At 30.8% G+C, this 22,981-nt stretch carries 23 protein-coding genes; 20 read left to right on the top strand and 3 right to left on the bottom strand.

What is annotated here, in order from left to right:
- The 3 genes from FBF11_RS05065 to FBF11_RS05055 are packed head-to-tail and all read left to right on the top strand — an operon-like array spanning position 1 to position 1,778.
- Complete coding sequence (locus FBF11_RS05065) at positions 1-252, top strand: hypothetical protein (protein ID WP_002853000.1); 252 nt, start codon at positions 1-3, stop codon at positions 250-252.
- Complete coding sequence (locus tag FBF11_RS05060; RefSeq protein WP_002853863.1) at positions 252-971, top strand: arginyltransferase; 720 nt, start codon at positions 252-254, stop codon at positions 969-971. The genes FBF11_RS05065 and FBF11_RS05060 overlap by 1 nt, the downstream gene beginning before the upstream one ends.
- A complete protein-coding gene (locus FBF11_RS05055; protein WP_057042424.1) occupies positions 972-1,778 on the top strand; it encodes an adenylosuccinate lyase in 807 nt (268 codons plus the stop codon).
- 23 nt (positions 1,779-1,801) lie between these two features.
- On the opposite strand, the gene cmeF is transcribed toward FBF11_RS05055, so the two are convergent.
- Genes cmeF through cmeD form a run of 3 tightly spaced genes read right to left on the bottom strand, consistent with a single transcriptional unit; the run spans position 1,802 to position 6,833 of the window.
- Positions 1,802-4,819: a multidrug efflux RND transporter permease subunit CmeF gene (gene cmeF / locus FBF11_RS05050; RefSeq protein ID WP_002868659.1), complete on the bottom strand. Its 3,018-nt coding sequence runs from the start codon at positions 4,817-4,819 to the stop codon at positions 1,802-1,804.
- 2 nt (positions 4,820-4,821) lie between these two features.
- Entirely contained in the window at positions 4,822-5,562 is a 741-nt protein-coding gene (gene cmeE, locus FBF11_RS05045; protein ID WP_032591481.1) for a multidrug efflux RND transporter periplasmic adaptor subunit CmeE, read from the bottom strand.
- Positions 5,559-6,833: a multidrug efflux RND transporter outer membrane subunit CmeD gene (gene cmeD, locus FBF11_RS05040; RefSeq protein ID WP_057096901.1), complete on the bottom strand. Its 1,275-nt coding sequence runs from the start codon at positions 6,831-6,833 to the stop codon at positions 5,559-5,561. The genes cmeE and cmeD overlap by 4 nt, the downstream gene beginning before the upstream one ends.
- Before the next feature lie 126 nt (positions 6,834-6,959).
- Here cmeD and lepA point away from each other — a divergent pair, with 126 nt between their 5' ends.
- From lepA to FBF11_RS04955, 17 genes are all read left to right on the top strand, one after another.
- A complete protein-coding gene (gene lepA, locus FBF11_RS05035) occupies positions 6,960-8,756 on the top strand; it encodes a translation elongation factor 4 (RefSeq protein WP_052800808.1) in 1,797 nt (598 codons plus the stop codon).
- A 76-nt stretch (positions 8,757-8,832) separates the two neighbouring features.
- Complete coding sequence (gene mapA, locus FBF11_RS05030) at positions 8,833-9,477, top strand: outer membrane lipoprotein MapA (RefSeq protein ID WP_002852941.1); 645 nt, start codon at positions 8,833-8,835, stop codon at positions 9,475-9,477.
- Complete coding sequence (locus FBF11_RS05025; protein ID WP_002853564.1) at positions 9,474-10,049, top strand: ComF family protein; 576 nt, start codon at positions 9,474-9,476, stop codon at positions 10,047-10,049. Before mapA ends, FBF11_RS05025 begins: the two co-directional genes overlap by 4 nt.
- A 40-nt stretch (positions 10,050-10,089) precedes the next feature.
- The gene (gene gyrA, locus FBF11_RS05020) at positions 10,090-12,678 is read left to right on the top strand and encodes a DNA topoisomerase (ATP-hydrolyzing) subunit A (protein ID WP_002895978.1); all 2,589 of its coding nucleotides are present in this window, start codon (positions 10,090-10,092) and stop codon (positions 12,676-12,678) included.
- A 68-nt stretch (positions 12,679-12,746) separates the two neighbouring features.
- Positions 12,747-13,262, top strand: coding sequence for a flagellar assembly lipoprotein FlgP (gene flgP / locus FBF11_RS05015; protein WP_002871769.1), 516 nt, complete (start codon positions 12,747-12,749; stop codon positions 13,260-13,262).
- Positions 13,238-13,687: a flagellar assembly protein FlgQ gene (flgQ, locus tag FBF11_RS05010; RefSeq protein ID WP_002871768.1), complete on the top strand. Its 450-nt coding sequence runs from the start codon at positions 13,238-13,240 to the stop codon at positions 13,685-13,687. Before flgP ends, flgQ begins: the two co-directional genes overlap by 25 nt.
- Positions 13,688-13,743: 56 nt before the next feature.
- Positions 13,744-15,045, top strand: a complete 1,302-nt coding sequence (flgR, locus tag FBF11_RS05005) for a fla regulon two-component system response regulator (RefSeq protein ID WP_002867162.1) — start codon at positions 13,744-13,746, stop codon at positions 15,043-15,045.
- Positions 15,045-16,076 (top strand): aspartate-semialdehyde dehydrogenase, encoded by a 1,032-nt coding sequence (locus tag FBF11_RS05000; protein ID WP_057042422.1) that lies wholly within the window; start codon positions 15,045-15,047, stop codon positions 16,074-16,076. Before flgR ends, FBF11_RS05000 begins: the two co-directional genes overlap by 1 nt.
- A gap of 8 nt (positions 16,077-16,084) precedes the next feature.
- Positions 16,085-16,591 carry a YqhA family protein gene (locus FBF11_RS04995; RefSeq protein ID WP_002852919.1) on the top strand — a complete coding sequence of 169 codons (507 nt, stop codon included), beginning with the start codon at positions 16,085-16,087 and terminating at the stop codon, positions 16,589-16,591.
- 52 nt (positions 16,592-16,643) lie between these two features.
- A complete protein-coding gene (locus FBF11_RS04990; protein ID WP_002853004.1) occupies positions 16,644-16,835 on the top strand; it encodes a mini-MOMP protein in 192 nt (63 codons plus the stop codon).
- 8 nt (positions 16,836-16,843) lie between these two features.
- Positions 16,844-17,278 carry a c-type cytochrome gene (locus FBF11_RS04985; RefSeq protein ID WP_002853050.1) on the top strand — a complete coding sequence of 145 codons (435 nt, stop codon included), beginning with the start codon at positions 16,844-16,846 and terminating at the stop codon, positions 17,276-17,278.
- 30 nt (positions 17,279-17,308) lie between these two features.
- Entirely contained in the window at positions 17,309-18,424 is a 1,116-nt protein-coding gene (locus tag FBF11_RS04980) for an ABC transporter substrate-binding protein (protein WP_002871766.1), read from the top strand.
- A 21-nt stretch (positions 18,425-18,445) separates the two neighbouring features.
- A complete protein-coding gene (locus tag FBF11_RS04975; RefSeq protein ID WP_002852953.1) occupies positions 18,446-19,555 on the top strand; it encodes an ABC transporter substrate-binding protein in 1,110 nt (369 codons plus the stop codon).
- An 18-nt stretch (positions 19,556-19,573) separates the two neighbouring features.
- The gene (locus tag FBF11_RS04970) at positions 19,574-20,470 is read left to right on the top strand and encodes a branched-chain amino acid ABC transporter permease (protein WP_002852952.1); all 897 of its coding nucleotides are present in this window, start codon (positions 19,574-19,576) and stop codon (positions 20,468-20,470) included.
- Positions 20,470-21,522 (top strand): branched-chain amino acid ABC transporter permease, encoded by a 1,053-nt coding sequence (locus FBF11_RS04965; RefSeq protein WP_002853049.1) that lies wholly within the window; start codon positions 20,470-20,472, stop codon positions 21,520-21,522. Before FBF11_RS04970 ends, FBF11_RS04965 begins: the two co-directional genes overlap by 1 nt.
- On the top strand, positions 21,519-22,289 hold the full coding sequence (locus tag FBF11_RS04960; protein ID WP_002853599.1) for an ABC transporter ATP-binding protein: 771 nt from the start codon (positions 21,519-21,521) through the stop codon (positions 22,287-22,289). Before FBF11_RS04965 ends, FBF11_RS04960 begins: the two co-directional genes overlap by 4 nt.
- Positions 22,276-22,971 (top strand): ABC transporter ATP-binding protein, encoded by a 696-nt coding sequence (locus tag FBF11_RS04955; RefSeq protein ID WP_002852965.1) that lies wholly within the window; start codon positions 22,276-22,278, stop codon positions 22,969-22,971. Before FBF11_RS04960 ends, FBF11_RS04955 begins: the two co-directional genes overlap by 14 nt.
- The last annotated feature ends 10 nt before the right edge of the window (positions 22,972-22,981 follow it).

Here is a 22,981-nt window from a genome sequence, read left to right as displayed (position 1 = left end):
ATGGATTTTTTAGACAGTCTTAAAAGTATTAAAAAAGAAATGCAAGCTAACACCAATACTTCAAAATTAGCGAAGAAATCAAGCAAGAGTGGTGCAAGTGTAAAAAATTTAGAAAAACTAGCTAAAGATATTCGCGAAAAAAATCAAGAAACAAACATAGATAAGGAAATGCAAGAAATTTTCTTAAAGCAAGAAAAACTACAGGATGAATTTTCCGAATTTATCAAAAATACAGATATTAAGAAAATTTAATGCTTGAGATTGGTTTTTGTACTCTTGAAGATCAGTGTCCTTACTTAAAGGATAAACGTTCAAGAATAGAGTATAAATACATTGAAAATTGCCCTAAAGAAATCAATAATGAGCTAATAAAACGAGGTTGGCGTCGTTTTGGTAGGTATTTTTCACGCCCTATTTGTAAAGATTGTGATGAATGTTTAAGTCTTAGAATTTTAGTTAATGAATATAATTTTTCAAGAAGTGAAAGAAGGGTTGTAAATAAAAATATTAACACCAAAGTTATACTTAGAACACCCAATTTAAGCAATGAACATTTGTTTTTATATGATAAATACCATCGTTTTATGGAAGAAAAAAAGAACTGGAAGCGTTATGATTTAAGCTTTAAACAGTATTATAATCTTTATGTCGATGGTTTTATGAATTTTGGATATGAGCTTGCATTTTATATAGAAGATAAGCTCGTTTGTGTTGATTTGATTGATATTTTAGAGGATGGAATTTCAAGCATTTATTGTTTTTATGATCCTGATTTTTCGTATTTTTCTTTGGGTAAATTTTCTTTGCTCAATGAAATACAAATAGCTAAAAAAATGAACTTAGATTATATTTATCTTGGGTATTTTGTAAAAAAGTGTCAATCTTTATCTTATAAAGCCGATTATACACCCAATGAAATTTTAAAAGGCACTAAAGAGCTTTTTGAAAATGAGGTTTTATGGGAGAAATAGATGCAAATCGTGCAAACTTTAGAAACTATCAATGTTAATACAGATGATATTAGCGTATTTCAGTATTTTAAAGACTTGATTACCAAAAATTTCACAAAGGTCATAGGACGAAAAAATAAAATTTTTTCTTTTTTTGAAGAAAATGAAATTCCACAGCGCCGTTATTTCTTAAAAGTTTTAGATCAAAAATATCGTAAAAGCACAAATGAAGGTATAGAGAATTTACAAGATGCTCATTTTAAAACTTTTAGATTAATTTTTGAGCAAAATAATATGCTTAAGCCTATGTTGTTTATCAAGATTGATTTTGTTGCGGGTAGAATTTTGATGAAGTTAAGCTCTAATGAAAAATTATTTATTGCTTATATAAGAAATTATTTTCAAGATCATAATATAGAATATAATGAAATGACAAATATTCTAATTTTAGAATATAAAAACGAGAATACCTTTGAACTTTTTGAAGTTTTTGCAGATGAGAGCGAGCATTTAAAATATTGCGTGAATTTTGAAGTTGACCGCGAAGAGTATAAAAAATTTCGCCAAAATATTCACAATAAAGAAAATATGAAATGGAAATTTAATGCTTTAGCTAAGCTTTTTAGTAATTATTTTAATACTTTAGAATGCACTCCGCAAAATGATCTTAGTGAAATCAGACAAAAATATTTGATTTTGGTAAAACTTTATCATCCTGATTTTCATCAAGGAAAAAGTGCAATAGAAAAAGCTTACGCAAGAGAACAGTTTGAAAAAATACAAATCGCCTATGATAACTTAAAAGCACTTTATAAGAATAATACTTAAAAAAATTAAATTAATCATTTTGGTTAATTTAATTTTTCTCTCTCATAAATTTTTCTTAATTTGCTATCTAGTTTAAAACAAAATTTAAAAAGTGCAGGTACTACGAGTAAGGTAAGCAAAGTCGAACTTATAAGTCCAAAGATAATGGCTATTGCCATAGGAGAATTAGCTTCATAGCCCGCACCCCTTGAAAGAGCAAGTGGGAGCATAGCAAAAATCATAGCAAAAGTTGTCATCAATATAGCCCTTAAGCGCGATTTTCCAGCGATTAAAAGAGCTTTATCGGGATCTAAACCTTCATGGCATTTTTTATTAGCTACATCTACGAGTAAAATAGCATTTTTCCCCACCATACCAAAAAGTAAGATGATGGCAATAAGTACAAAAAGTGAAAAATTATGCCCTGTGATAAAAAGCCCTATAGAAGCTCCGCCAAAGGCTAAAGGCATGGTTATCATGATGATTAAAGGCAGAATAAAACTTTCATAAAGTGCGGCTAAAACAAGATAAATTAAAACAAAAGCAAGTGCTACTGCCATAGCAAAACCTTGCACGGTTTCACCTAAAAGATTGATAAAGCCTGAAAAAGCATAGCTAAGACTTGGATTGTTATTTAAAATTTTATCCATATTATCTAGTAAAAGTTTTTGCACCGCTCCTAAGGAAAGATCATTCACTCCAGCTGTGATTTTCACAGAGCGGTTTTTATTGTAACGATTGATAGTTTTTAAATCTTTACTGTATATAAAATCCACCACGCTTGAAAGTTCTAAATTTATACCTTGGTTGTTTTTAATGCTAATGCGCTTTAAAGCTTCTATGTCTTTTTTAAATTCTGGAGCAAAACTTAGGATAATATCATCTTTTGAATTGCCTCTATCCATGCTTCCTACGCTAAGTTGCGAGAAAGAATACCCTAAAACCCCAGCGATATATTGAGGATTGACATCTAAAAGTTTGGCTTTTTCTTTGTTGATGTGTAAGGCTACTTCATCTTTTGTAGCATTAGCATTATCACTTATATCTACAATGCGTGCATTAGTGCCTAAAATTTCTTTTGCCTGAGAAGCAGCTTCTTTTAGAGTGTTTAAATCATCTCCTAAGATTAAAAATTGCACGGGATCATCAATGCCTGCACCCTCTATCTTTGGAAGTTCTAAAATTTTGATTTTTAAACTTTCATCTTGAAATTTTTGACGATATAAACTTACTATGGCACTTTGTCTTAAATTTCTTTCGTCTAAATTTTTAAGTTTAACATAAATTTTAGCCTTTGTAGCATCTTTGGCATCATCATAGCCTACAAGTAAAAAAGCGTATTTGACATTGCTATCATTTTTGATTTTTTCAAGCAAATTTAAACTTTTTTCTTTCATGGCTTCTAAACTTAAATCCTTTTTGCTTTCAAGCAAAACTTGAATTTCACTATCATCTTCCATAGGTAAAAAATCAAGCCCTATGCGAGTGGCTAAAGCAAAAGAAAGCCCTATAAAAACAAGAGTGGCTAGGATAAATTTTACTTTATTTTGTAAAATTTTATAGAGTAAATTTTCATACTTTTGCTCTATTTTTTCAAAAAAAGCTTCTGTTTTTTCATAAAACTTGTTTTCTTTTGGATTTAAAAATCTTGCCCCAATACTAGGTATTAAAAATACAGAAACCAAAAAGCTTATAACTATCCCACTTGCAACGCTTATGCCTAAGGCATTGAAAAAAAGCCCTGATATAGAGTTCATATAAGAAATAGGGATAAAAACACAAAGTAAAACTATACTTATGCTTAAAACGCTAAAACCTATTTCATTGATACCCAAAAAAGCAGCTTGTAAAGGCGGATAAGTTTTTAGTTTTTTAGCAATATTTTCAATCACTACTATAGCATCATCGATAAAAATTCCTATGCTTAAGGTTAAAGCTATAAAAGTTAAGCGGTTTAAATCATAGCCTAAAAGATCGATAATAAAAAAAGTTGAAATGATAGAAGTAGGTATAGCTATGCAAGCAATGAGAGTTGCACTTAAATTTCTTAAAAATAAAAACACGATAACAAGGGTTAGAAAAATCCCCAAAACCATATCAAAAATCACTTGAGAAAGGTGCTTGTGGATATTTAAGCTTTTATCATAAAGCATATTAATGCTTATATCTTTTGGAATTTGTTTTTCTAAAATAGGCAAGGCATTTTTGACATTTTTAATCATTTCAAGGGTGTTATAATTTGTGATTTTTCCGAGTTCTAAAAGCACCCCTTCTTTACCTTCGTATAAAGCACTTTGTTTTTCATCTTCATAAAGGCTTGAAATATTAGCAATATCACTTAAAAATACTCCTGTTTTTATGCGAAGATTGCTAAGTTCTTCTAAATTTGTGGCTTCAAAATAGCCTTTGATGATATAGTTATCTTGATTGTTGTTAAGTTCGCCTAGGGCTTGTTTAAAATTTTGACTTTTGATGATATTTGCTACATCAAGGGCGTTAAGATTGTATTTTCTAAGTTCGTTTGGTTTTAATTCTATGCGAATTTGGGGTTCTAAAAACCCCTTAGCTTCGATTTTACCTACTCCTTCAACTCTTTGCAAAAAAGGTTTTATTTTGTCATTGATTTCACGCATGAGTTGTAATTTATCTTTAGAATATAGAAAAAGTGAAATAGCAGAACCAGAATCTGAACTGATTTTTTCAATTTCAGGCTTAGAAGGTAGGCTCAAAGTTCCTATTTTATCACGCACATCATTGGCAGCTACTTCAAGATTTTTACCCAGTTTAAACTCGACTACACTTACACTAAAATTATCATATGCAGCTGAGGTTATGGTCTTTACTCCATCGATTTCACTTAAAGCATTTTCTATTTCTTTAGTGACTTTTGATTCTACGAAATTTAAATCCCCATTTATCTTGCTTGTGATTTTTATAAGAGGTATGGAAACATTAGGAAATAAATTTACACTCATGCTAAAAGCAGAGATTAGCCCAAAAATCATAAGAGCTAAGAAAAACATTAGCACGGTAATAGGTCGGTTTATAGCTAGTTTAAACATTTTTAATCTTTAGTGATGATTCTACCTTCACCAAAAAGCCCTGGTGTTAGATTTGTGGTTTGCACTTCAGCATAAATTTTTCTTGTTTTTACTTCTATACTTGGATAAATAAGGCTGATTTTTCCTTTCAATTCTGTACCATTTTGATCGATTTTATAAAAGAAATCATCGCCTAATCTAACTTTATCTTTATATTTTTCATCAAAACTTAAAATCAGTTTGCTTTGTGGATAGGAAAAAATTTCTATTAAAGGTTGAGCTACTCCTCCTACTCCTTCGCCCACTTGTATAAATTTGTTTGCGATAATAGCATCATAAGGTGCGCGTAATTCTTTTTTTGCCATGATATTTTTATAATAAGCTATATTGATTTTTGCTTTGTTTAAATTTAAATTAGCAGCATCAAACTTAGCTTTCATATCTTCATAGCTTTGTTTGTCTATAACATTTTCTACAGCTTTGATTTTTTGCATCCTACTTTTGGTATTTTCGTATTCTACAAGGGCAAGTTGATAAGAATTTTGAGCATTTTGAAGAGCTATTTTTTCACTTTCTTGATCAAGAGCAAGTAAAAGTTCTCCTTTGCTGACTTTTTGTCCAATTTCTACAGGAATTTTTTGAACCAAACCTATGCTTTCAAGGGCAAGTTTGCTTTGTTTTGATGCTTCTACATTGAAACTTGCGTAAATTTCTTCGCCAAAGGCGCAATTAAAAATAAGAAGTAAAAATAGAATTTTTTTCATTCTTTAACCTTTGAATTAAGATCTATACCCGCATTAAAATAATAATTTGCTTTAGTAATTTCAAATTCATTTTTAGCAAGCTCTAAATCGCTTTGTGCTTTAAATTTAGCTTCTAAAGCTTGAAGATATTCTACATAAGAAACAAGTCCTGCTTGGTATTTTTTATCTACACTTTCAAAAGCTAAATTTGCAGCATTTAAGCTAAGATTAAGAGCTAAAATTTGTTCTTGTAAAACTTTTAAACTTTTGTCTAAATAATTTAATTCTTCTTTATTTTTTCTCTCGCTAAATCTTGCATTTGCATTGGCTATTTGAACATTTAAACGCTCTTTTTCAACTTCTTTAGCCCTTGCATTGAAATCAAAAATTTTCCATTCCATACCTAAAATAAATTGATTACCTTGAGAATATTTTTCTAAGAATTGATCCGCTAAATTTGCAAAAGGAGCTGGAACTTTTGGATTATAATTGTTTTTATAAAAGTTAAAATTATCTTGAATATAAAATTTTGGAAAATATTCAGCTTTTGCTAAATTTACACTTTCTTTAGCAAGATTGATTTGTTCTTTAGCTATCATTACTTCATAGTTTTGACTTTTTTCTTGTTGCGGATTTTCTAAAAAAGCATTCCCTTGCACTTTAAAATCTGTATCGCTTAAAATTTTAATCTCTTTTTGTATATTGGCAAGTTTTAATTCATTTTGACTGAGCTCTAATAAGCTTAAATGGTATTTAGCCTTAATGCTTTCAAGTTCATCTTTAGGGCTAAGTCCTGCGTCGTAAAATTTTTGCAATCTTTCAAAAGTTGATTTTAAAAAAGATACTTTTTGTTGATTGGCTAGTAAAATTTTTTCAAGACTTAAGGTGTTAAAATAAAGTGTGATTGCATTTAGGGCAAGGTAATTTTTACTTTGTTCTTTGTCTAAAAGGCTTAATTTTTCTCTGCTTTCTAAAGCTCTTAAATTAGCCTCTCTAGCACCTCCATCAAAAAGCAAAAAATTAAGAGAAACTTTAGCAAATAAACTTTCTTGTGGATCGATAATGAAGCGATCTTTATTGTTGGCTACATAAGCTGAGCTTAGACTAAGAGAGGGTAGGTAATTTCTAAAAGCTTGTTCTTTGTCTAAATTTGCTTGTTCGCTTTGCATTTTCTTAATGAGATAGGATTCATTATTTTGACTTAGTGTTATAAATTCGTGCAAATTAGAAGCTAACATTGCTAAGGGATAAAGAGCTAAAAATATAGCTGATTTTAAATATTTTTTAAACATTTTGATATTTTAATATACTTTATATAAATTTCAATTGAAGTTTTTTATATAAAATAAAATTTATTTGTTTTAAACATAAATTTTGTTAAAATCCTAGCTTTAAAATTTTATATTTAGGATGAAATTTTGTCGGTAAAAAATATTAGAAATTTTTCTATTATAGCTCATATAGATCATGGAAAATCTACTCTTGCAGATAGGATTATTAGCGAGTGTGGTGCTATTAGCGATAGGCAGATGAGTTCACAAGTTATGGATACTATGGATATAGAAAAAGAGCGTGGTATCACCATAAAAGCACAATCAGTGCGTTTAAATTATAAATTTAATAATGAAAATTTTGTTTTAAATCTTATTGATACTCCTGGCCATGTGGATTTTTCTTATGAAGTGAATCGTTCTTTGGCAAGTTGTGAAGGGGCTTTGCTTGTAGTAGATGCTTCTCAAGGTGTTGAAGCACAGACTATAGCTAATGTTTATATAGCGCTTGAAAATAATCTTGAAATCATTCCTGTGATTAATAAAATCGATTTACCTAATGCTGATGTTGAGAAAGTAAAGCATGAAATCGAGCATATTATAGGTATAGATTGCAAAGATGCAATTTGCGTGAGTGCAAAAACAGGAGTGGGTATAAAAGAGCTTATAGAAACAATTATTACTAAAATCCCTGCACCAAAAACAGATGATGAAGCTCCTACTAAGGCTTTAATTTATGATTCTTGGTTTGATAATTATTTGGGTGCTTTGGCTTTGGTTAGGATTTATGAAGGAAGTATTGCTAAAAACGATGAAGTTTTAGTCATGAGTACGGATAAAAAACATATAGTTCAAGATCTTTTTTATCCCCACCCTTTAAGTCCAATTAAAACTCAATCTTTACAATCAGGCGAAGTAGGTGTGGTGGTTTTAGGGCTTAAAACCGTAGGTGATGTACAAGTAGGCGATACCATCACTTTGGTAAAAAACAAAGCTAAAGAAGCCATAGGTGGTTTTGAAAAGGCTAAAGCTTTTGTGTTTGCGGGACTTTATCCTATAGAAACGGATAAATTTGAAGATTTAAGAGATGCTTTGGATAAATTAAAGCTTAATGATAGTTCTATTACTTATGAGCCTGAAACTTCTTTGGCCTTAGGCTTTGGTTTTAGGGTAGGATTTTTAGGGCTTTTACATATGGAAGTTATCAAAGAAAGGCTTGAGAGAGAATTTAATCTTGATTTGATTGCTACAGCTCCAACTGTGACTTATGAAATTTATCAAACCGATGGAGAGCTTATTAAAATTCAAAATCCTAGCGAGCTTCCTCCTGTTAATAAAATCGATCATATAAAAGAGCCTTATGTTAAAGCTACTATCATTACTCCAAGTGAATTTTTAGGGAATTTAATCACTCTTTTAAATCGCAAAAGAGGAGTACAGGTTAAAATGGACTATATCACACCTGAGCGTGTTTTGCTAGAATATGATGTGCCTTTAAATGAGATTGTGATGGATTTTTATGATAAATTAAAGTCCTTAACAAAAGGTTATGCGAGTTTTGATTATGAGCCTATAGAATTTAGAGTAGGGGATTTGGTAAAACTTGATATTAAGGTAGCGGGTGAAAATGTTGATGCGCTAAGCATTATCGTGCCTAATGAAAAAGCGCAAAGTAAAGGAAGAGAACTTGTTAGTGCTATGAAAGAAATAGTTCCTAGACAGCTTTTTGAAGTGGCCATTCAAGCAAGTATTGGAAATAAAATCATCGCAAGAGAAACTGTTAAATCCATGGGTAAAAATGTGACAGCAAAATGTTATGGTGGGGATATTACTAGAAAAAGAAAGCTTTTAGAAAAGCAAAAAGAAGGTAAAAAAAGAATGAAAGCTATAGGTAAGGTAAATTTACCTCAAGAGGCTTTTTTGAGTGTTTTAAAGATAGATTGATGATAAATTTAAAACTTGGCTTGAAATTTGCTTGTATTTTTAATACAATTTTAAAATAATTTTCTAAGGAGAAAAAATGTTTAAAAAATTTTTGATTTTTATAGTGCCTATTTTATTTTTGAGTGCTTGTGCAACTAAACAAGATACTTTTGCTCAAGTTAATCAAATTTCTAAAAATTCTCAATGCAGTTCTTGTGAAAGTCCTGGTGGTTTTGAAGCAAAGATTAAAGGGCTTTTATACATTAGCGATGTTGGAATTCAATGTTGTGCCAATAAACGCACTTTAGACACTGGTATTGCTTTGAAAAAGGTTTATTTACATAGATTTTATGATTTAAAAGAAGGGCAAAAGGTTTTAAATGCTAAAGGGAAAAAGTTATTTGTTGATGTGAATTTTAATGCGGTATTTTATACTTATTTAAAACAAGAACTTGAAGCTAGAGGAATAGTTGTGCTTGACAATAACGATCAAAATTCACCTTATGTGAGTAAGATTGATTTAGAATTTATATCTTATGGAGCAACTCAAGATGCTATAGGATTACATTCAAAACTAGTAGGAGTTTTACAAGTTAGTGATATAAATAAAAATAAGAAATTTACAATCCGCACCAAGCAAGATGTACAAGGTTTTGATGATTTAAAAGAAACAACTTTTTATACTCATTTGTTAATAAAACAAATGGCAAATAAAGCAGCTAGTTTAATCTCTGAACTTTGAGGTGTATAAATTGCGGAGCTTTTGCTCTGCTCTGCTTTTGTGAATTATGCGAGCTAGAGCTTTCTGAATTTTCCTTAAATGTAAGAAAGCTTGATAATAATTTCAAAGTCTATTCTTTTTATAAATACCATGAAATACAACACTTGCTTCACTCTAAACATTATTTTTATGGTTATTTTGTTTATAAAATGCTTGCTAAATTAAGTTTTGCAAAATTTAAAGATTTTTTTGATCCTAGAATGACAATTAATGTTATAGCTTTAGATGATAAGGTTGAAGATATGCTTTATTCGCATTCTGCTATTTTAGCTAGATATCTTAAAACAAAATTTGTAAAACCTGTTTTTAATGTTTTAAAAGCACAAAATCATATTAAATATTCTGGAAAAAGTTTAGAATTTCGTCAAAAACATAAAAGAAATTACAAACTCTTAAAAACCATTCACGAACCTGTAATTTTAGTAGATGATATTGTAACGACTGGTTCTAGCCTTTTGGAAGCTAAAAAAGTTTTAGAAGAAAATAAAATTTCTGTACTTTTTGCTCTTGTTTTAGCTGATGCAAAAGTTTAATATGCTATAATCAAAACTTTGAACTAATAGAAGGATTTTTATGGAGAATATTTTTAGCAAAGATTCTGATATTGAACTTGTAGATATAGAAAATTCTATAAAAAGTAGTTACTTAGACTATTCTATGAGTGTTATTATAGGTCGTGCTTTGCCTGACGCAAGAGATGGTTTAAAGCCTGTTCATAGAAGAATTTTATATGCTATGCAAAATGATGAGGCAAAAAGTAGAACAGATTTTGTCAAATCAGCCCGTATAGTGGGTGCTGTTATAGGTCGTTATCATCCACATGGAGATATAGCAGTTTATGATGCTTTGGTTAGAATGGCTCAAGATTTTTCTATGAGATATCCAAGTATTACAGGACAAGGCAACTTTGGATCTATAGATGGTGATAGCGCTGCTGCGATGCGTTATACTGAAGCAAAAATGAGTAAACTTTCTCATGAGCTTTTAAAAGATATAGATAAAGATACGGTCGATTTTGTTCCAAATTATGATGGTTCAGAAAGTGAACCTGATGTCTTACCTTCTAGGGTTCCAAATTTATTATTAAATGGTTCAAGTGGTATAGCTGTAGGTATGGCGACAAACATCCCACCTCATAGTTTAAATGAGTTGATAGATGGACTTTTATATTTGCTTGATAGTAAAGATACAAGCTTAGAAGAGATTATGCAGTTTATCAAAGGTCCAGATTTTCCAACAGGTGGAATAATTTATGGTAAAAAAGGTATTATAGAAGCTTATCGCACAGGGCGTGGTCGCGTGAAAGTGCGCGCTAAAACTCATATTGAAAAAAAGACAAATAAAGATGTTATTGTTATAGATGAGCTTCCTTATCAAACCAATAAAGCTAGGCTTATAGAGCAGATTGCAGAGCTTGTTAAAGAAAAGCAAATTGAAGGAATATCTGAAGTAAGAGATGAGAGCAATAAAGAAGGAATCCGCGTTGTTATAGAGCTTAAACGTGAGGCTATGAGTGAAATTGTTTTAAACAATCTATTTAAATCTACTACTATGGAAAGTACTTTTGGTGTGATTATGTTGGCAATTCACAATAAAGAACCTAAAATTTTCTCTTTGTTAGAACTTTTAAATCTTTTCTTAACCCATAGAAAAACAGTTATTATTAGAAGAACGATTTTTGAACTTCAAAAGGCAAGAGCAAGAGCTCATATTTTAGAAGGTCTTAAAATTGCACTTGATAATATAGATGAAGTGATTGCTTTAATTAAAAATAGTTCTGATAATAATACCGCAAGAGATTCTTTGGTAGCTAAATTTGGTCTTAGTGAGCTTCAAGCCAATGCTATTTTAGATATGAAACTTGGTCGTTTAACAGGACTTGAAAGAGAAAAAATCGAAAATGAACTTGCAGAATTAATGAAAGAAATTGCAAGACTTGAAGAAATTTTAAAAAGTGAAACCTTGCTTGAAAATTTAATTCGCGATGAATTAAAAGAAATTAGAAGTAAATTTGATGTGCCACGTATTACTCAAATTGAAGATGATTATGATGATATTGATATTGAAGATTTGATTCCTAATGAAAATATGGTTGTAACTATTACGCATCGTGGTTATATTAAGCGTGTGCCTAGTAAACAATATGAAAAGCAAAAACGAGGCGGAAAAGGAAAATTAGCCGTTACGACTTATGATGATGATTTTATAGAAAGTTTCTTTACGGCAAATACACATGATACACTTATGTTTGTAACAGATCGTGGACAGCTTTATTGGCTTAAAGTTTATAAAATTCCTGAAGGCTCAAGAACGGCTAAAGGAAAAGCAGTGGTAAATCTTATTAATTTACAAGCTGAAGAAAAAATCATGGCTATTATTCCAACCACGGATTTTGATGAGAGTAAATCTTTATGTTTCTTTACTAAAAATGGTATTGTAAAGCGTACAAATTTGAGTGAATATCAAAATATCAGAAGTGTAGGAGTTAGAGCGATCAACTTGGATGAAAATGATGAGTTGGTAACTGCTATTATTGTTCAAAGAGATGAAGATGAAATTTTTGCCACTGGTGGTGAAGAAAATTTAGAAAATCAAGAAATTGAAAATTTAGATGATGAAAATCTTGAAAATGAAGAAAGTGTAAGCACACAAGGTAAAATGCTCTTTGCAGTAACCAAAAAAGGTATGTGTATCAAATTCCCACTTGCTAAAGTGCGTGAAATCGGCCGTGTAAGTCGTGGGGTGACGGCTATTAAGTTTAAAGAGAAAAATGACGAATTAGTAGGTGCAGTTGTTATAGAAAATGATGAGCAAGAAATTTTAAGCATAAGTGCAAAAGGTATAGGAAAACGCACAAATGCTGGAGAATATAGATTGCAAAGCAGAGGTGGTAAGGGTGTAATTTGTATGAAACTTACAGAAAAAACCAAAGATCTTATTAGCGTAGTTATAGTAGATGAAACTATGGATTTGATGGCTCTTACAAGTTCAGGTAAGATGATACGTGTTGATATGCAAAGCATTAGAAAAGCAGGGCGTAATACGAGTGGTGTCATTGTAGTTAATGTGGAAAATGACGAGGTGGTTAGCATCGCTAAGTGTCCTAAAGAGGAAAATGATGAGGATGAGTTAAGCGATGAAAACTTTGGTTTAGATTTGTAATAAGTTTAAAGTTGGAACGCTTATTGCTTTTTATTTTTTACTAATTACAATATTTTGAAGGTGTAAAAATGAAAAAAAATTATTTTATGCTAGCAATAGCAGGAATTCTCGCTGGTTGTGTACCAAGTGCAAACAGTGCAACTAAAAATTCAAGTGCAAATAGCACTGCCCCATCTCAAGATGTTATCGTGCAAAAAGTCGATAAAGATGATGTGCGTGATATTATCAGAGAAGAAAAAATGTTGGCTCCAGATGCTAGCGAAACGGAACTTAGTTTTACAGCAGTTGGTGAAGGGATTGCTCCGATGAATACAGTTTCTACTGCTCAAGCCCTAGCTTTAGCAAAAAGAGCAGCGATTACAGATGCTTACAGACAGCTTGCAAGTAAGCTTTATGGTGTGAAAGTGAATGGTAAAGATACTGTAAAAGATGCAATGCTTAGAAGTTCAACTATTACTGCGCAAGTAAATGGTTTGATAAAAAATGCAAGTATTATTGATCAGAATTTTAATCAAGGGCTTTATAGGGTAAACTTAGAACTTAAAATCGATGCAGACAAGTGGAAAGAATTGTTTGCTTATTAATCTTTCTTAGCTTTAAGCTTTTTGCCCAAGATGAATTTATTTTTTGGGCAGAGCTTTCTAGTAAAAATTTCATTCTCTTTCATCAAAATCAAAATTTATCCTTAGCAATGACGCAAAGCGAAAATGTTGAAGAACAATGGGTATGTGAAATTTCTTATAGTGATCAAGATTTAAAAGTTTTACCTCGAACTTCTTTAGGATTGATTGATGATAATATGCCAAAAACAATTAAATTTAATTTTTTGAATTCTCATAAAGATGAGTTAAGCGATTGCTTTATAGGGGCTAGAATCAGTGTTAAGGATATTGTTAATACTGACTTATTACGTGCTCAAAGTGAAACTTATGTTAAAATTTTACCCTTGCGTTTTACCGTGGAATTTGGCGAACAAAGTGCGATAATTTATTATCTTAAAAAAAAGTAAATTCAAAATTAAGCGCAAATTGGATACTATAGTAGAAATTTTTTAAAAGGCTTAGGATGAATTTAGTCATAGTAGAAGATGATATTAATATGCGCAAATCCTTAGAAATTGCATTAGCAGAGTATGAAGAATTTAATATTAAATCTTATAAATCTGCTACTGAAGCTTTAAAAAAAATAGATGAGAATACAGATTTGATTATTACAGATATTAATATGCCAGGAATTGATGGTATAGAATTTGTTAAAGCCTGTGAAAATAAATATGATTTTATTATTATGACAGGAAATGCTACTTTAAGCCGTGCTATAGAAGCGGTTCGTTTGGGAGTAAAAGATTTTTTAACCAAGCCTTTTGATGTTGATACTTTAGTCGAGGCTATTAAGCGTGCTAAAATCATAAGAGAAAAAACAGCCGATAAAAAAAGCAAAAAAAATGAAAAAAAAGAAGAAAATAAAGATTTTTTTTCAACTTCTCCTAATTTAGAAAAAACATTAAATTTAAGTCAAAAAGCGGCTAAAACTGATGCCTCTGTAATGTTTTTTGGAGAGAGTGGAGTAGGAAAAGAGGTATTTTCTCGTTATATTCACACTCATTCTAAACGCTCTAATAAGCCTTTTGTTGCTATTAATATGGCAGCCATTCCTGCAAATTTAATTGAAAGTGAGCTTTTTGGTTTTGAAAAAGGTGCTTTTACTGATGCTAATGCAACTAAAATAGGGCTTTTTGAAATGGCTAATGAGGGCACTTTATTTTTAGATGAAATTGGCGAAATGCCTTATGAAATTCAAGCCAAACTTTTAAGAGCTTTGCAAGAAAAAGAAATTACGCGACTTGGAAGTACAAAAAGCATCAAAATAGATGTAAGAATTATCAGTGCAACTAATGCAAATTTGGATGAAAAAATAAAAAATGGCGAATTTCGTTCAGATTTATATTATCGTTTAAACACTGTTCCTATTAATATCCCGCCTTTAAGAGAGCGTAAAGAAGAAATTTTAGGTATAGCTCAAAAGGTTTTAGAAGATACTTGTAAAGAATATGATTTTAAGGAAAAACAGCTCAGCCAAGAAGCTAAAAATGCTTTACTTGAATATGATTTTCCTGGTAATATTAGAGAATTAATATCCGTTGTACAAAGAGCTTGTATTTTAAGTGAAAATGATGAAATTTCAAGTGAAGATTTGTTCTTAGAAGCTAGAAGTATAAAAAAAGATGTAAAGAATTTAGAAAAAGAATTGATTTGTGAAGTTCTTTTAAGTGTAGATTATGACAAGGATCAAGCTTCTCAAATTTTAGGTATGGATATAAAAATTTTAAATGAAAAAATTAAAAAATATCAAATAAAGGATAAGTAATGTCAAAAAAACAAAAAATAGCCATTGTGGGTGCTACTGGTGCGGTTGGGGAAGAGCTTTTAAATGTTTTAGATGAACTTGATTTCCCAGTGGAAAGTATTTTACCTTTAGCAAGTGCAAAAAGTGTAGGTAGTGAAGTAGAATTTAAAGGCAAAGCTTATAAAGTCAAAGAACTTACCGAAAATATATTTAAAGAAAATCCTATTGATATTGCTTTTTTTAGCGCAGGTGGAAGTGTGAGTGAAAAATATGCTAAATTTGCAGTAGAATCTGGTGCTGTTGTTATTGATAATACAAGTCATTTTAGAATGGAAAAAGATGTTCCTTTGGTGGTTCCTGAATGCAATCCTGAGGATATTAAAGATTGGAAAAAAACAGGGATTATTGCTAATCCAAATTGTTCTACTATACAAATGGTGCAAGTTTTAAAACCTTTAAATGATGCATTTAATTTAAAGCGTGTTGATGTAAGTACCTATCAGGCTGCAAGTGGAGCAGGAAAAGAAGGAATGCAAGAATTGGTTGAAGCTATGCAAAGTTTTTTTGCTTTTAAACTTGATGAATTTGAACCTCAAACTTTTCCTTATACTTTGGCACTTAATCTTATTCCACAAATTGATGTTTTTATGGATAATGATTACACTAAAGAAGAACTTAAAATGATTAATGAAACTCAAAAAATTTTACATAAAAATTTAGAAGTTTCGGCAACTTGTGTTAGAGTGCCTGTTTTAAGAAGTCATAGCGAAGCCATTACTATGCATTTTGAAAAAGAAATAGATGTAAAAAAAGCTAAAGAAATTTTAAAAAAAGCACCGAGTGTTATTGTCATAGATGATCCTAAAAATAAAAAATACCCTATGCCTTTAATGACTAGCGATACTAATGAAACTTATGTAGGAAGAATTCGTGCTGATGTGTATGATAAAAAAATACTCCATCTTTGGTGTGTGGCGGATCAAATTCGTGTAGGTGCTGCAACAAATGCTGTGCGTATTGCGCAAAAATGGTTAGAATTAAAAAATAAATAAGGAAAAAAATGTTAGAGAAAATATTTGAATCTTTACTTGTTAGAAGTCGTATTGTTACAATTTTACCCGTAATTTTTGGTTTAATTGGAGCTTTTGTATTGTTTTTTATTGCAAGTTATGATGTTTTAAAAGTTATATTTTATACTTATAATTATTTTTTTGATGCAGGTTCTAATGTGGATTTGCATGAGGATGTGGTGGCTTTAATTATAGGAGCTGTTGATCTTTATCTTATGGCTTTAGTTTTGTTTATTTTTTCTTTTGGAGTTTATGAGCTTTTTATCAGCGAAATAGAAGAATTTAAACAAACAAAACAAAGCAAGGTTTTAGAGGTGCATAGCTTAGATCAATTAAAAGACAAGCTTGCAAAAGTTATCATTATGGTCTTAGTAGTAAATTTCTTTCAAAGGGTTTTACAGATGAAATTTGCTACTCCTGTGGATATGGCTTTTCTTGCTGGATCGATTTTAGCTCTTTGTGTAGGACTTTATTTTTTACACAAAGGTGGTCATTAACAAGGATTATCTTTTTTTGATATAATCGTTTTTTTGTGTTTAAAGAATAAAAATGAAAAAAATATTTTTAATTGGTATGATTTTAAATCATTTTGTTTTTGCAGCTCCGTTAGATGAAGTCTTTAAAGATATAGAAGTTTCAGGGACTGTTCGTTATCGCTATGATATTAAAAAAGAAAAAAAATACAACAAAAAAACACATAGATATCAAAATAAAACACAAACAGAAATTACAATAAAATAAGGAAAATCATGATTGCACGCTGGTTGTTTATTAGTTCAATATTTGTTGTTGCGCTTTTTGGTATTAACTTGAAATCATTTTTTACTTATACCTTTGATGCAAATAAGCAATATGATATGGAAAAAGCGAAGGCTTTGTATTTTCAAAATAAATGCAATACTTGCCATGGAGATAATGCTGAAAAGAGTGTTATAGGATCTAGAATTTTAAAAGATATGTCTCCTGAGGATATTAAAGGAGCTTTGATAGGTTATACTCTTGATAGTAGCAGTTCTACAACAGCTTCTCAAATGGCTTTTTATGCTAGAAATTTAAGCCACGAGGATATAGATAATATTATTGCTTATATTAAAGGTGGAAATTTTGCGCTTGATTTGCAAGTAAAAGATCTTCTTGAAGAAGAACCTGCGCAAAAAACAAAACATAATATATTTCTAAAATAAAATGTAAAAACTATAATTAAAAGGAATACTATGAAAAAACTAACTTTAACTTTAAGTGTTTTAACTATGGTAAATTGCTTATATGCTAAGGATATTAATATAGGAGTAGTTTTACCTTTAACTGGAACTGTGGCAGCTTATGGGCAAGATGTTTTTAACGGAATTGAACTGGCTAATAAGCTACAGCCAAAACTTTCAAATGGAGATGTTATTAAACTTATCACAATAGATACAAAAGGAGATAAGCTTGAAACTTCAAATGGAGTTAATCGTTTAATAGCAACAGATAAAGTCCTTGGGATTATTGGTGAAGCTACAACTCCAAATACCATTCAAGCTATTTCTATAGCAGAAGAGAAAAAAATTCCCCTAATAGCTCCAGTGGCATCTGGAGATAAATTGCTAGATAAAAAGAAATATGCAAGTAGAGTTTGTTTTAAAGATAGTTTTCAAGGAGATAAATTTGCTACTTATGTATCTAAGGATTTAGGACTTAAAAATGCTGTTATCATCATAGATCAAAGCAATGTTTATTCTTTAGGTTTGGCAAGAGCTTTTGAAAATTCTTTTAAGAATAATGGTGGGAAAATTATAAAAAAACTTGTTATTAATTCAGGAGATAAAGATTTTAGAGCTGTGGTTTCTCAACTTAAGAGTTTAAATCCTGATTTTGTTTATATGCCTATTTATCATCCTGAAGCTGCTTTAATTGCGAGACAAGCAAGACAAATTGGTTTTGATAAACTTTTAGCAGCAGGAGATGGTGTTAACAATCAAACTTTTATAGATCTTGGCGGAAGTGCTGTTAATGGAGTAATTTTCACTGATAGTTTTGATTATAACAATCCATCTACACAATTAGGAAAAGATTTTGTTGTAGCTTATGAGAAAGTTAAAGGAACAAAAGAACTTCCAGCATTTTCGGCTATGGGGGCTGATGCGTATTTTGTAATGCTAAATGCTATGAATGCTTGCGTTGATAATCTTAGCAGCGAATGTATTAATAGCAAAATTCATCAAACTAAAGATTTTCAAGCTGTTGGTGGTGTGATTAGCATAGATGAAAGCGGTAATGCCATTCGTTCTGTTGTGATTAAAGAAATTCAAAATCAAAAACAAAATTATAAAACAATTATAAATCCATAATTACTAAAATAAAGGTAGAGAATGAAAAAAAGTTTAATTTTAGCAAGTATTCTAAGTTTAAGTTTAAGTGCTGCGGAAGTCAAAATAGGAGTTGTTTTACCGCTTAGCGGAGCTACTGCAGCATATGGACAAAGCGCACTAGAAGGGATTAAACTTGCAAATTCAATGCAATCAGCTTTAAGTAATGGAGATAAGGTTTCTCTTGCTATTATTGATACTAAAGGTGATAAATTAGAATCTTCGAGTGGAGCAAATCGTTTAGTTTCTCAAGATAAAGTTATAGGCCTTATAGGGGAAATGGTTACTGCTAATACATTGCAAGTTATGCGCGTAGCAGAAGATAATAAAATTCCATTGATCGCTCCTGCTGCAACTGGTGATAGATTGCTTGATAAAAAAATATATTCTTCTCGAGTATGTTTTATGGACAGTTTTCAAGGTTCATCTTTAGCAAAATATGTTTTTTCAAAACTTAATTACAAAAGTGCTGTTATTGTAGTAGATCAAAGCACTGACTATTCCTTAGGTTTAGCAAAAGCTTTTGAAAAACAGTACAAGTCTAATGGTGGTCAAATTCTTAGAATTTTAAGAGTTAATTCAGGTGATAAAGATTTTAGAGCTATTGTAGCTCAAGTTAAAAGTTTAAATCCAGAATTTATTTTTTTACCGCTTTATTATAGCGAAGCTTCTTTATTTGCAAGACAATCAAAACTCGCAGGTTTAAATATTCCTATGGGTTCTGCAGATGGAGTTGCTGATCAAACTTTTATTAGTTTAGCTGGAGATGCAAGCGAGGGTTATATTTTCACAGATAGTTTTGATGCTAATAATCCAACTACAAAATTAAGCAAAGAATTTATCAGTGTTTATGAAAAAGCTAAAGGAACAAAAGAAGTTCCAAATTTTTCGGCTATGGGTGCTGATGCGTATTTTGTAATGCTAAATGCTATGAATGCTTGCGTTGAAAATCTTACTAGTAAGTGTGTCAATGAAAAAATTCACCAAACTAAAAATTATCAAGGTGTTTCTGGTGTTATCAGTATTGATCAAACAGGAAATGCAACTCGTTCTGTAGTGGTTAAAGAAATTAAAAATCAGAAGCAAAATTATAAAGATATTATCAATCCTTAAAGGAAAAATAGAAAGATTATGGATTCTACTTTATTTTTACAACAACTTGTTAATGGACTTAGTTTGGGCAGTATGTATGCCCTTATTGCTGTTGGCTATACTATGGTTTATGGCGTGTTAAGACTTATTAATTTTGCTCACGGCGATATTATGATGGTTGGTGCTTATGCGGCTCTTTTTTGCATGACTAATCTAAATGTTCCTTTTCTAGGAGCTTTGTCTTTAGCAATGATTTTTGCTGCTTGTGTTGGAATAGCTACAGATAGAATCGCTTATAAACCTTTAAGACAGGCTCCTAGAATTTCATTGTTGATTACAGCAATCGGTATTAGTTTTTTCTTGCAAAATCTTTTTAATATGCTTTTTACTTCAACACCTAGAACTTTTACACCGCCAAGTTATTTTGAGGAAAGTGTTAATTTTGGTGGAGTGATAACAACTTATGGTTCTTTAATGGTTCCTGCTCTTACATTTGTTATTTTAATAGCAGTGTTATGGATTTTGTATAAAAGCAAATATGGTATAGCTATTCGTGCTTTGGCATTTGATATACAAACAGTAAATTTAATGGGTATAGATGCAAATCGTATTATTGCTATAGTTTTTGCCCTAGGTTCAGCTTTGGCAGCAGTTGGGGGTGTTTTTTGGGCTGCAAATTATTACTCTGTTGAACCTACTATGGGAACTTTAATAGGTTTAAAAGCTTTTGCTGCTGCAGTTTTAGGAGGTATAGGTTCTGTAGTAGGTGCAGTTTTGGGTGGACTTATTATAGGATTTACTGAAGTTGTTGTTGTGGCTTTTTTTCCAGATTTATCAGGCTTTAAAGATGCATTTGCTTTTATTTTTTTGGTGTTTATATTGTTATTTAGGCCTACGGGAATTTTAGGTATAAATTTTGAAAAGAGTAGGTTTTAATGATGGTTAGAATTAAGGTTTCACATTTAATCTTTTTAATTGCTTCAATTATTTTTATTTTCATTTCTCCTTATATTTTTGGGGATTATGGATTAAACATTGTTAATCAAATTGCTATTTTTATTATTTTGGCTGTGAGTTACAATCTTATTAATGGTGTAACTGGACAATTTTCACTAGAACCCAATGGATTTGTTGCGATTGGAGCTTATGCGGCTGCTTTAGTTCTTTTAAGTGCTGATGCAAAAAATGATCAGTTTTTTTTAGATGGTCCTAGTTCTTTTATTTTAGCTATCCATTCAAATTCCTTTATTCTAGCTTTAATTGTGGCTGGAATTTGTTCATCTTTACTTGCCCTGATTTTGGCTTTTGCTGTATTTCGCGTGAGAGGGGATTATTTGGCTATTGTAACTTTAGGCTTTGGAATAATTATTAAAATAGCTGCTATTAATTTTCCTTCTATTACTAATGGCTCAAGAGGGCTGGTAGATATTCCACAATTTTCCACGATCTATTGGACAGGTGGTATTGCTATTGTAGCGGTTATTTTAATTTTAAATATAGTTTATTCTAAATATGGTCGTGCAATGAAGGCTATAAGAGATGATGAAGATGCTGCAAGCGCTATGGGAATAAATACTTTTTGGATAAAAACTTTAGCTTTTAGCACTTCAGCATTTTTAGAAGGTGTAGGTGGCGGACTTTTAGCTTGTCTGTTGACTACCGTATCTCCAACTCAATTTGATTTTTTACTTACTTTTCAGCTTTTGATTATTATTGTTTTAGGTGGACTTGGTTCTACTACAGGTGCTATTATAGGTGCGATATTGGTTATTGGTGGAAGTGAGTGGCTTAGATTTTTAGATGAGTTAAATATAAAAATAGATTCTTTAAATCTTGATATCCAATCAACGCCAGGGCTTAGAATGGTTGTTTTTTCTATTGTTCTGATTTTAGTAATGCTTTTTGCAAGAAAAGGCATAATGGGTTATTATGAGTTGAGTGATGTGATTAGAGGGATTAAAAAGCGTTTTAAAAGGAGCAAAAAATGATTTTGGAATTAAAACAAATTTCAAAAAGTTTTGGTAGTGTTAAGGCTATTAATGAAACTTCTTTTAAAATCAATGAGGGTGAAATTTTTGCTTTAATTGGACCTAATGGGGCTGGCAAAACAACTCTTTTTAATATTATAACAGGTAACTATAAACCTAGTTCAGGTTCGGTTGAATTTCTAGGAGAAAGAATTGATCACTTAAAACCTCATAAGATTGTGCATTTAGGAATAGCTAGAACATTTCAAAATATTAGGCTTTTTTCAAGCATGAATGTGCTTGAAAATGTTCTTATTGGTTTTAATAAACAAATGAAATATAATATTTTTGAAGCCTTTTTGCATTTAGGGCGTTTTGGAAAAATAGAACAAGTATTTAAAGAGAAGGCTTATGCAATATTAGAAGAACTTGGTATTGCAGAATTTGCCTATGAAAAGGCTACTAGCTTGAGTTATGGACAACAAAGAAAAGTTGAGATTGCAAGAGCAATGGCTACTCAACCAAGATTATTATTGCTTGATGAGCCAGCCGCTGGGATGAATAGCTCTGAGAGTGATGAACTTGCTGAGCTCATTTTTAAATTACGAAAAGATTATAAAATTAGCGTTTTGCTTATAGAACATGATATGAAATTTGTAAATAAATTGTGTGATCGCGTATTGGTACTTGATTATGGAAAAACAATTTTTGAAGGTAAACTTTGCGATGCTGTAAATCATAAAGAAGTAATTGCTGCGTATTTAGGGGATTTTGATGCTAATAGTTAAAGATTTGCATGTTTATTATGGATTAATTGAAGCTGTTAAAGGGATTGATTTTAAAGTGGAAACAGGTCATATTGTTTCTCTTATAGGTTCAAATGGAGCAGGTAAAACTTCAACTTTAAATGCGCTTTTAAACTCAGTTAAAAGAACTGGTGAGGTTAATTTCTTAGGTTATGATACTAAAAGGCATTTAACTCATACTTTAGTTCAAAAAGGTATAGCTTTAGTTCCTGAAGGAAGGCGTGTTTTTATTAATTTAAGCGTAGAGGAAAATTTAAAAATAGGTGCTTTTAATAATGCTGAAAATTATGAGCATTTAAGAGAGCAAATGTATAAACTTTTTCCAAGACTTGCAAGTAAAAAGCATGCTTTAGCTGGAACATTGAGTGGAGGGGAAGCGCAAATGCTTGCGATTTCAAGGGCTTTAATGAGTGAACCAAAACTTTTGATGTTGGATGAGCCTTCTTTAGGACTTGCTCCAAAGATTGTGGGTGAAGTTTTTGATATTATTGTGCGTTTAAAAGAAGAGGGTATAACTATTCTTTTGGTAGAGCAAAATGCTTATTCTGCATTAAAAATAAGTGATTATGCTTATGTTTTGGAAAATGGTCGCATTGTAATGGAAAACGAGGCTAAAAATTTAATAGGTGATGATGAGATTAGAAAGAAATATTTAGGGCTTTAAAATTTAAAGG

It is taken from the genome of Campylobacter sp. CFSAN093224 (assembly GCF_012897395.1).
GTDB classification, from domain to species: domain Bacteria; phylum Campylobacterota; class Campylobacteria; order Campylobacterales; family Campylobacteraceae; genus Campylobacter_D; species Campylobacter_D jejuni.
This window is presented reverse-complemented; position numbering and strand designations above follow the sequence as displayed.

Excerpts from the sequence above, each read along its gene's own strand:
- FBF11_RS05065 (WP_002853000.1), top strand. The coding sequence starts at position 1 with ATGGATTTTTTAGACAGTCTTAAAAGTATTAAAAAAGAAATGCAAGCT.
- FBF11_RS05060 (WP_002853863.1), top strand. The coding sequence starts at position 252 with ATGCTTGAGATTGGTTTTTGTACTCTTGAAGATCAGTGTCCTTACTTA.
- FBF11_RS05055 (WP_057042424.1), top strand. The coding sequence starts at position 972 with ATGCAAATCGTGCAAACTTTAGAAACTATCAATGTTAATACAGATGAT.
- cmeF (WP_002868659.1), bottom strand. The coding sequence starts at position 4,819 with ATGTTTAAACTAGCTATAAACCGACCTATTACCGTGCTAATGTTTTTC.
- cmeE (WP_032591481.1), bottom strand. The coding sequence starts at position 5,562 with ATGAAAAAAATTCTATTTTTACTTCTTATTTTTAATTGCGCCTTTGGC.
- cmeD (WP_057096901.1), bottom strand. The coding sequence starts at position 6,833 with ATGTTTAAAAAATATTTAAAATCAGCTATATTTTTAGCTCTTTATCCC.
- mapA (WP_002852941.1), top strand. The coding sequence starts at position 8,833 with ATGTTTAAAAAATTTTTGATTTTTATAGTGCCTATTTTATTTTTGAGT.
- gyrA (WP_002895978.1), top strand. The coding sequence starts at position 10,090 with ATGGAGAATATTTTTAGCAAAGATTCTGATATTGAACTTGTAGATATA.
- flgP (WP_002871769.1), top strand. The coding sequence starts at position 12,747 with ATGAAAAAAAATTATTTTATGCTAGCAATAGCAGGAATTCTCGCTGGT.
- flgR (WP_002867162.1), top strand. The coding sequence starts at position 13,744 with ATGAATTTAGTCATAGTAGAAGATGATATTAATATGCGCAAATCCTTA.
- FBF11_RS05000 (WP_057042422.1), top strand. The coding sequence starts at position 15,045 with ATGTCAAAAAAACAAAAAATAGCCATTGTGGGTGCTACTGGTGCGGTT.
- FBF11_RS04995 (WP_002852919.1), top strand. The coding sequence starts at position 16,085 with ATGTTAGAGAAAATATTTGAATCTTTACTTGTTAGAAGTCGTATTGTT.
- FBF11_RS04990 (WP_002853004.1), top strand. The coding sequence starts at position 16,644 with ATGAAAAAAATATTTTTAATTGGTATGATTTTAAATCATTTTGTTTTT.
- FBF11_RS04985 (WP_002853050.1), top strand. The coding sequence starts at position 16,844 with ATGATTGCACGCTGGTTGTTTATTAGTTCAATATTTGTTGTTGCGCTT.
- FBF11_RS04980 (WP_002871766.1), top strand. The coding sequence starts at position 17,309 with ATGAAAAAACTAACTTTAACTTTAAGTGTTTTAACTATGGTAAATTGC.
- FBF11_RS04975 (WP_002852953.1), top strand. The coding sequence starts at position 18,446 with ATGAAAAAAAGTTTAATTTTAGCAAGTATTCTAAGTTTAAGTTTAAGT.
- FBF11_RS04970 (WP_002852952.1), top strand. The coding sequence starts at position 19,574 with ATGGATTCTACTTTATTTTTACAACAACTTGTTAATGGACTTAGTTTG.
- FBF11_RS04965 (WP_002853049.1), top strand. The coding sequence starts at position 20,470 with ATGATGGTTAGAATTAAGGTTTCACATTTAATCTTTTTAATTGCTTCA.
- FBF11_RS04960 (WP_002853599.1), top strand. The coding sequence starts at position 21,519 with ATGATTTTGGAATTAAAACAAATTTCAAAAAGTTTTGGTAGTGTTAAG.
- FBF11_RS04955 (WP_002852965.1), top strand. The coding sequence starts at position 22,276 with ATGCTAATAGTTAAAGATTTGCATGTTTATTATGGATTAATTGAAGCT.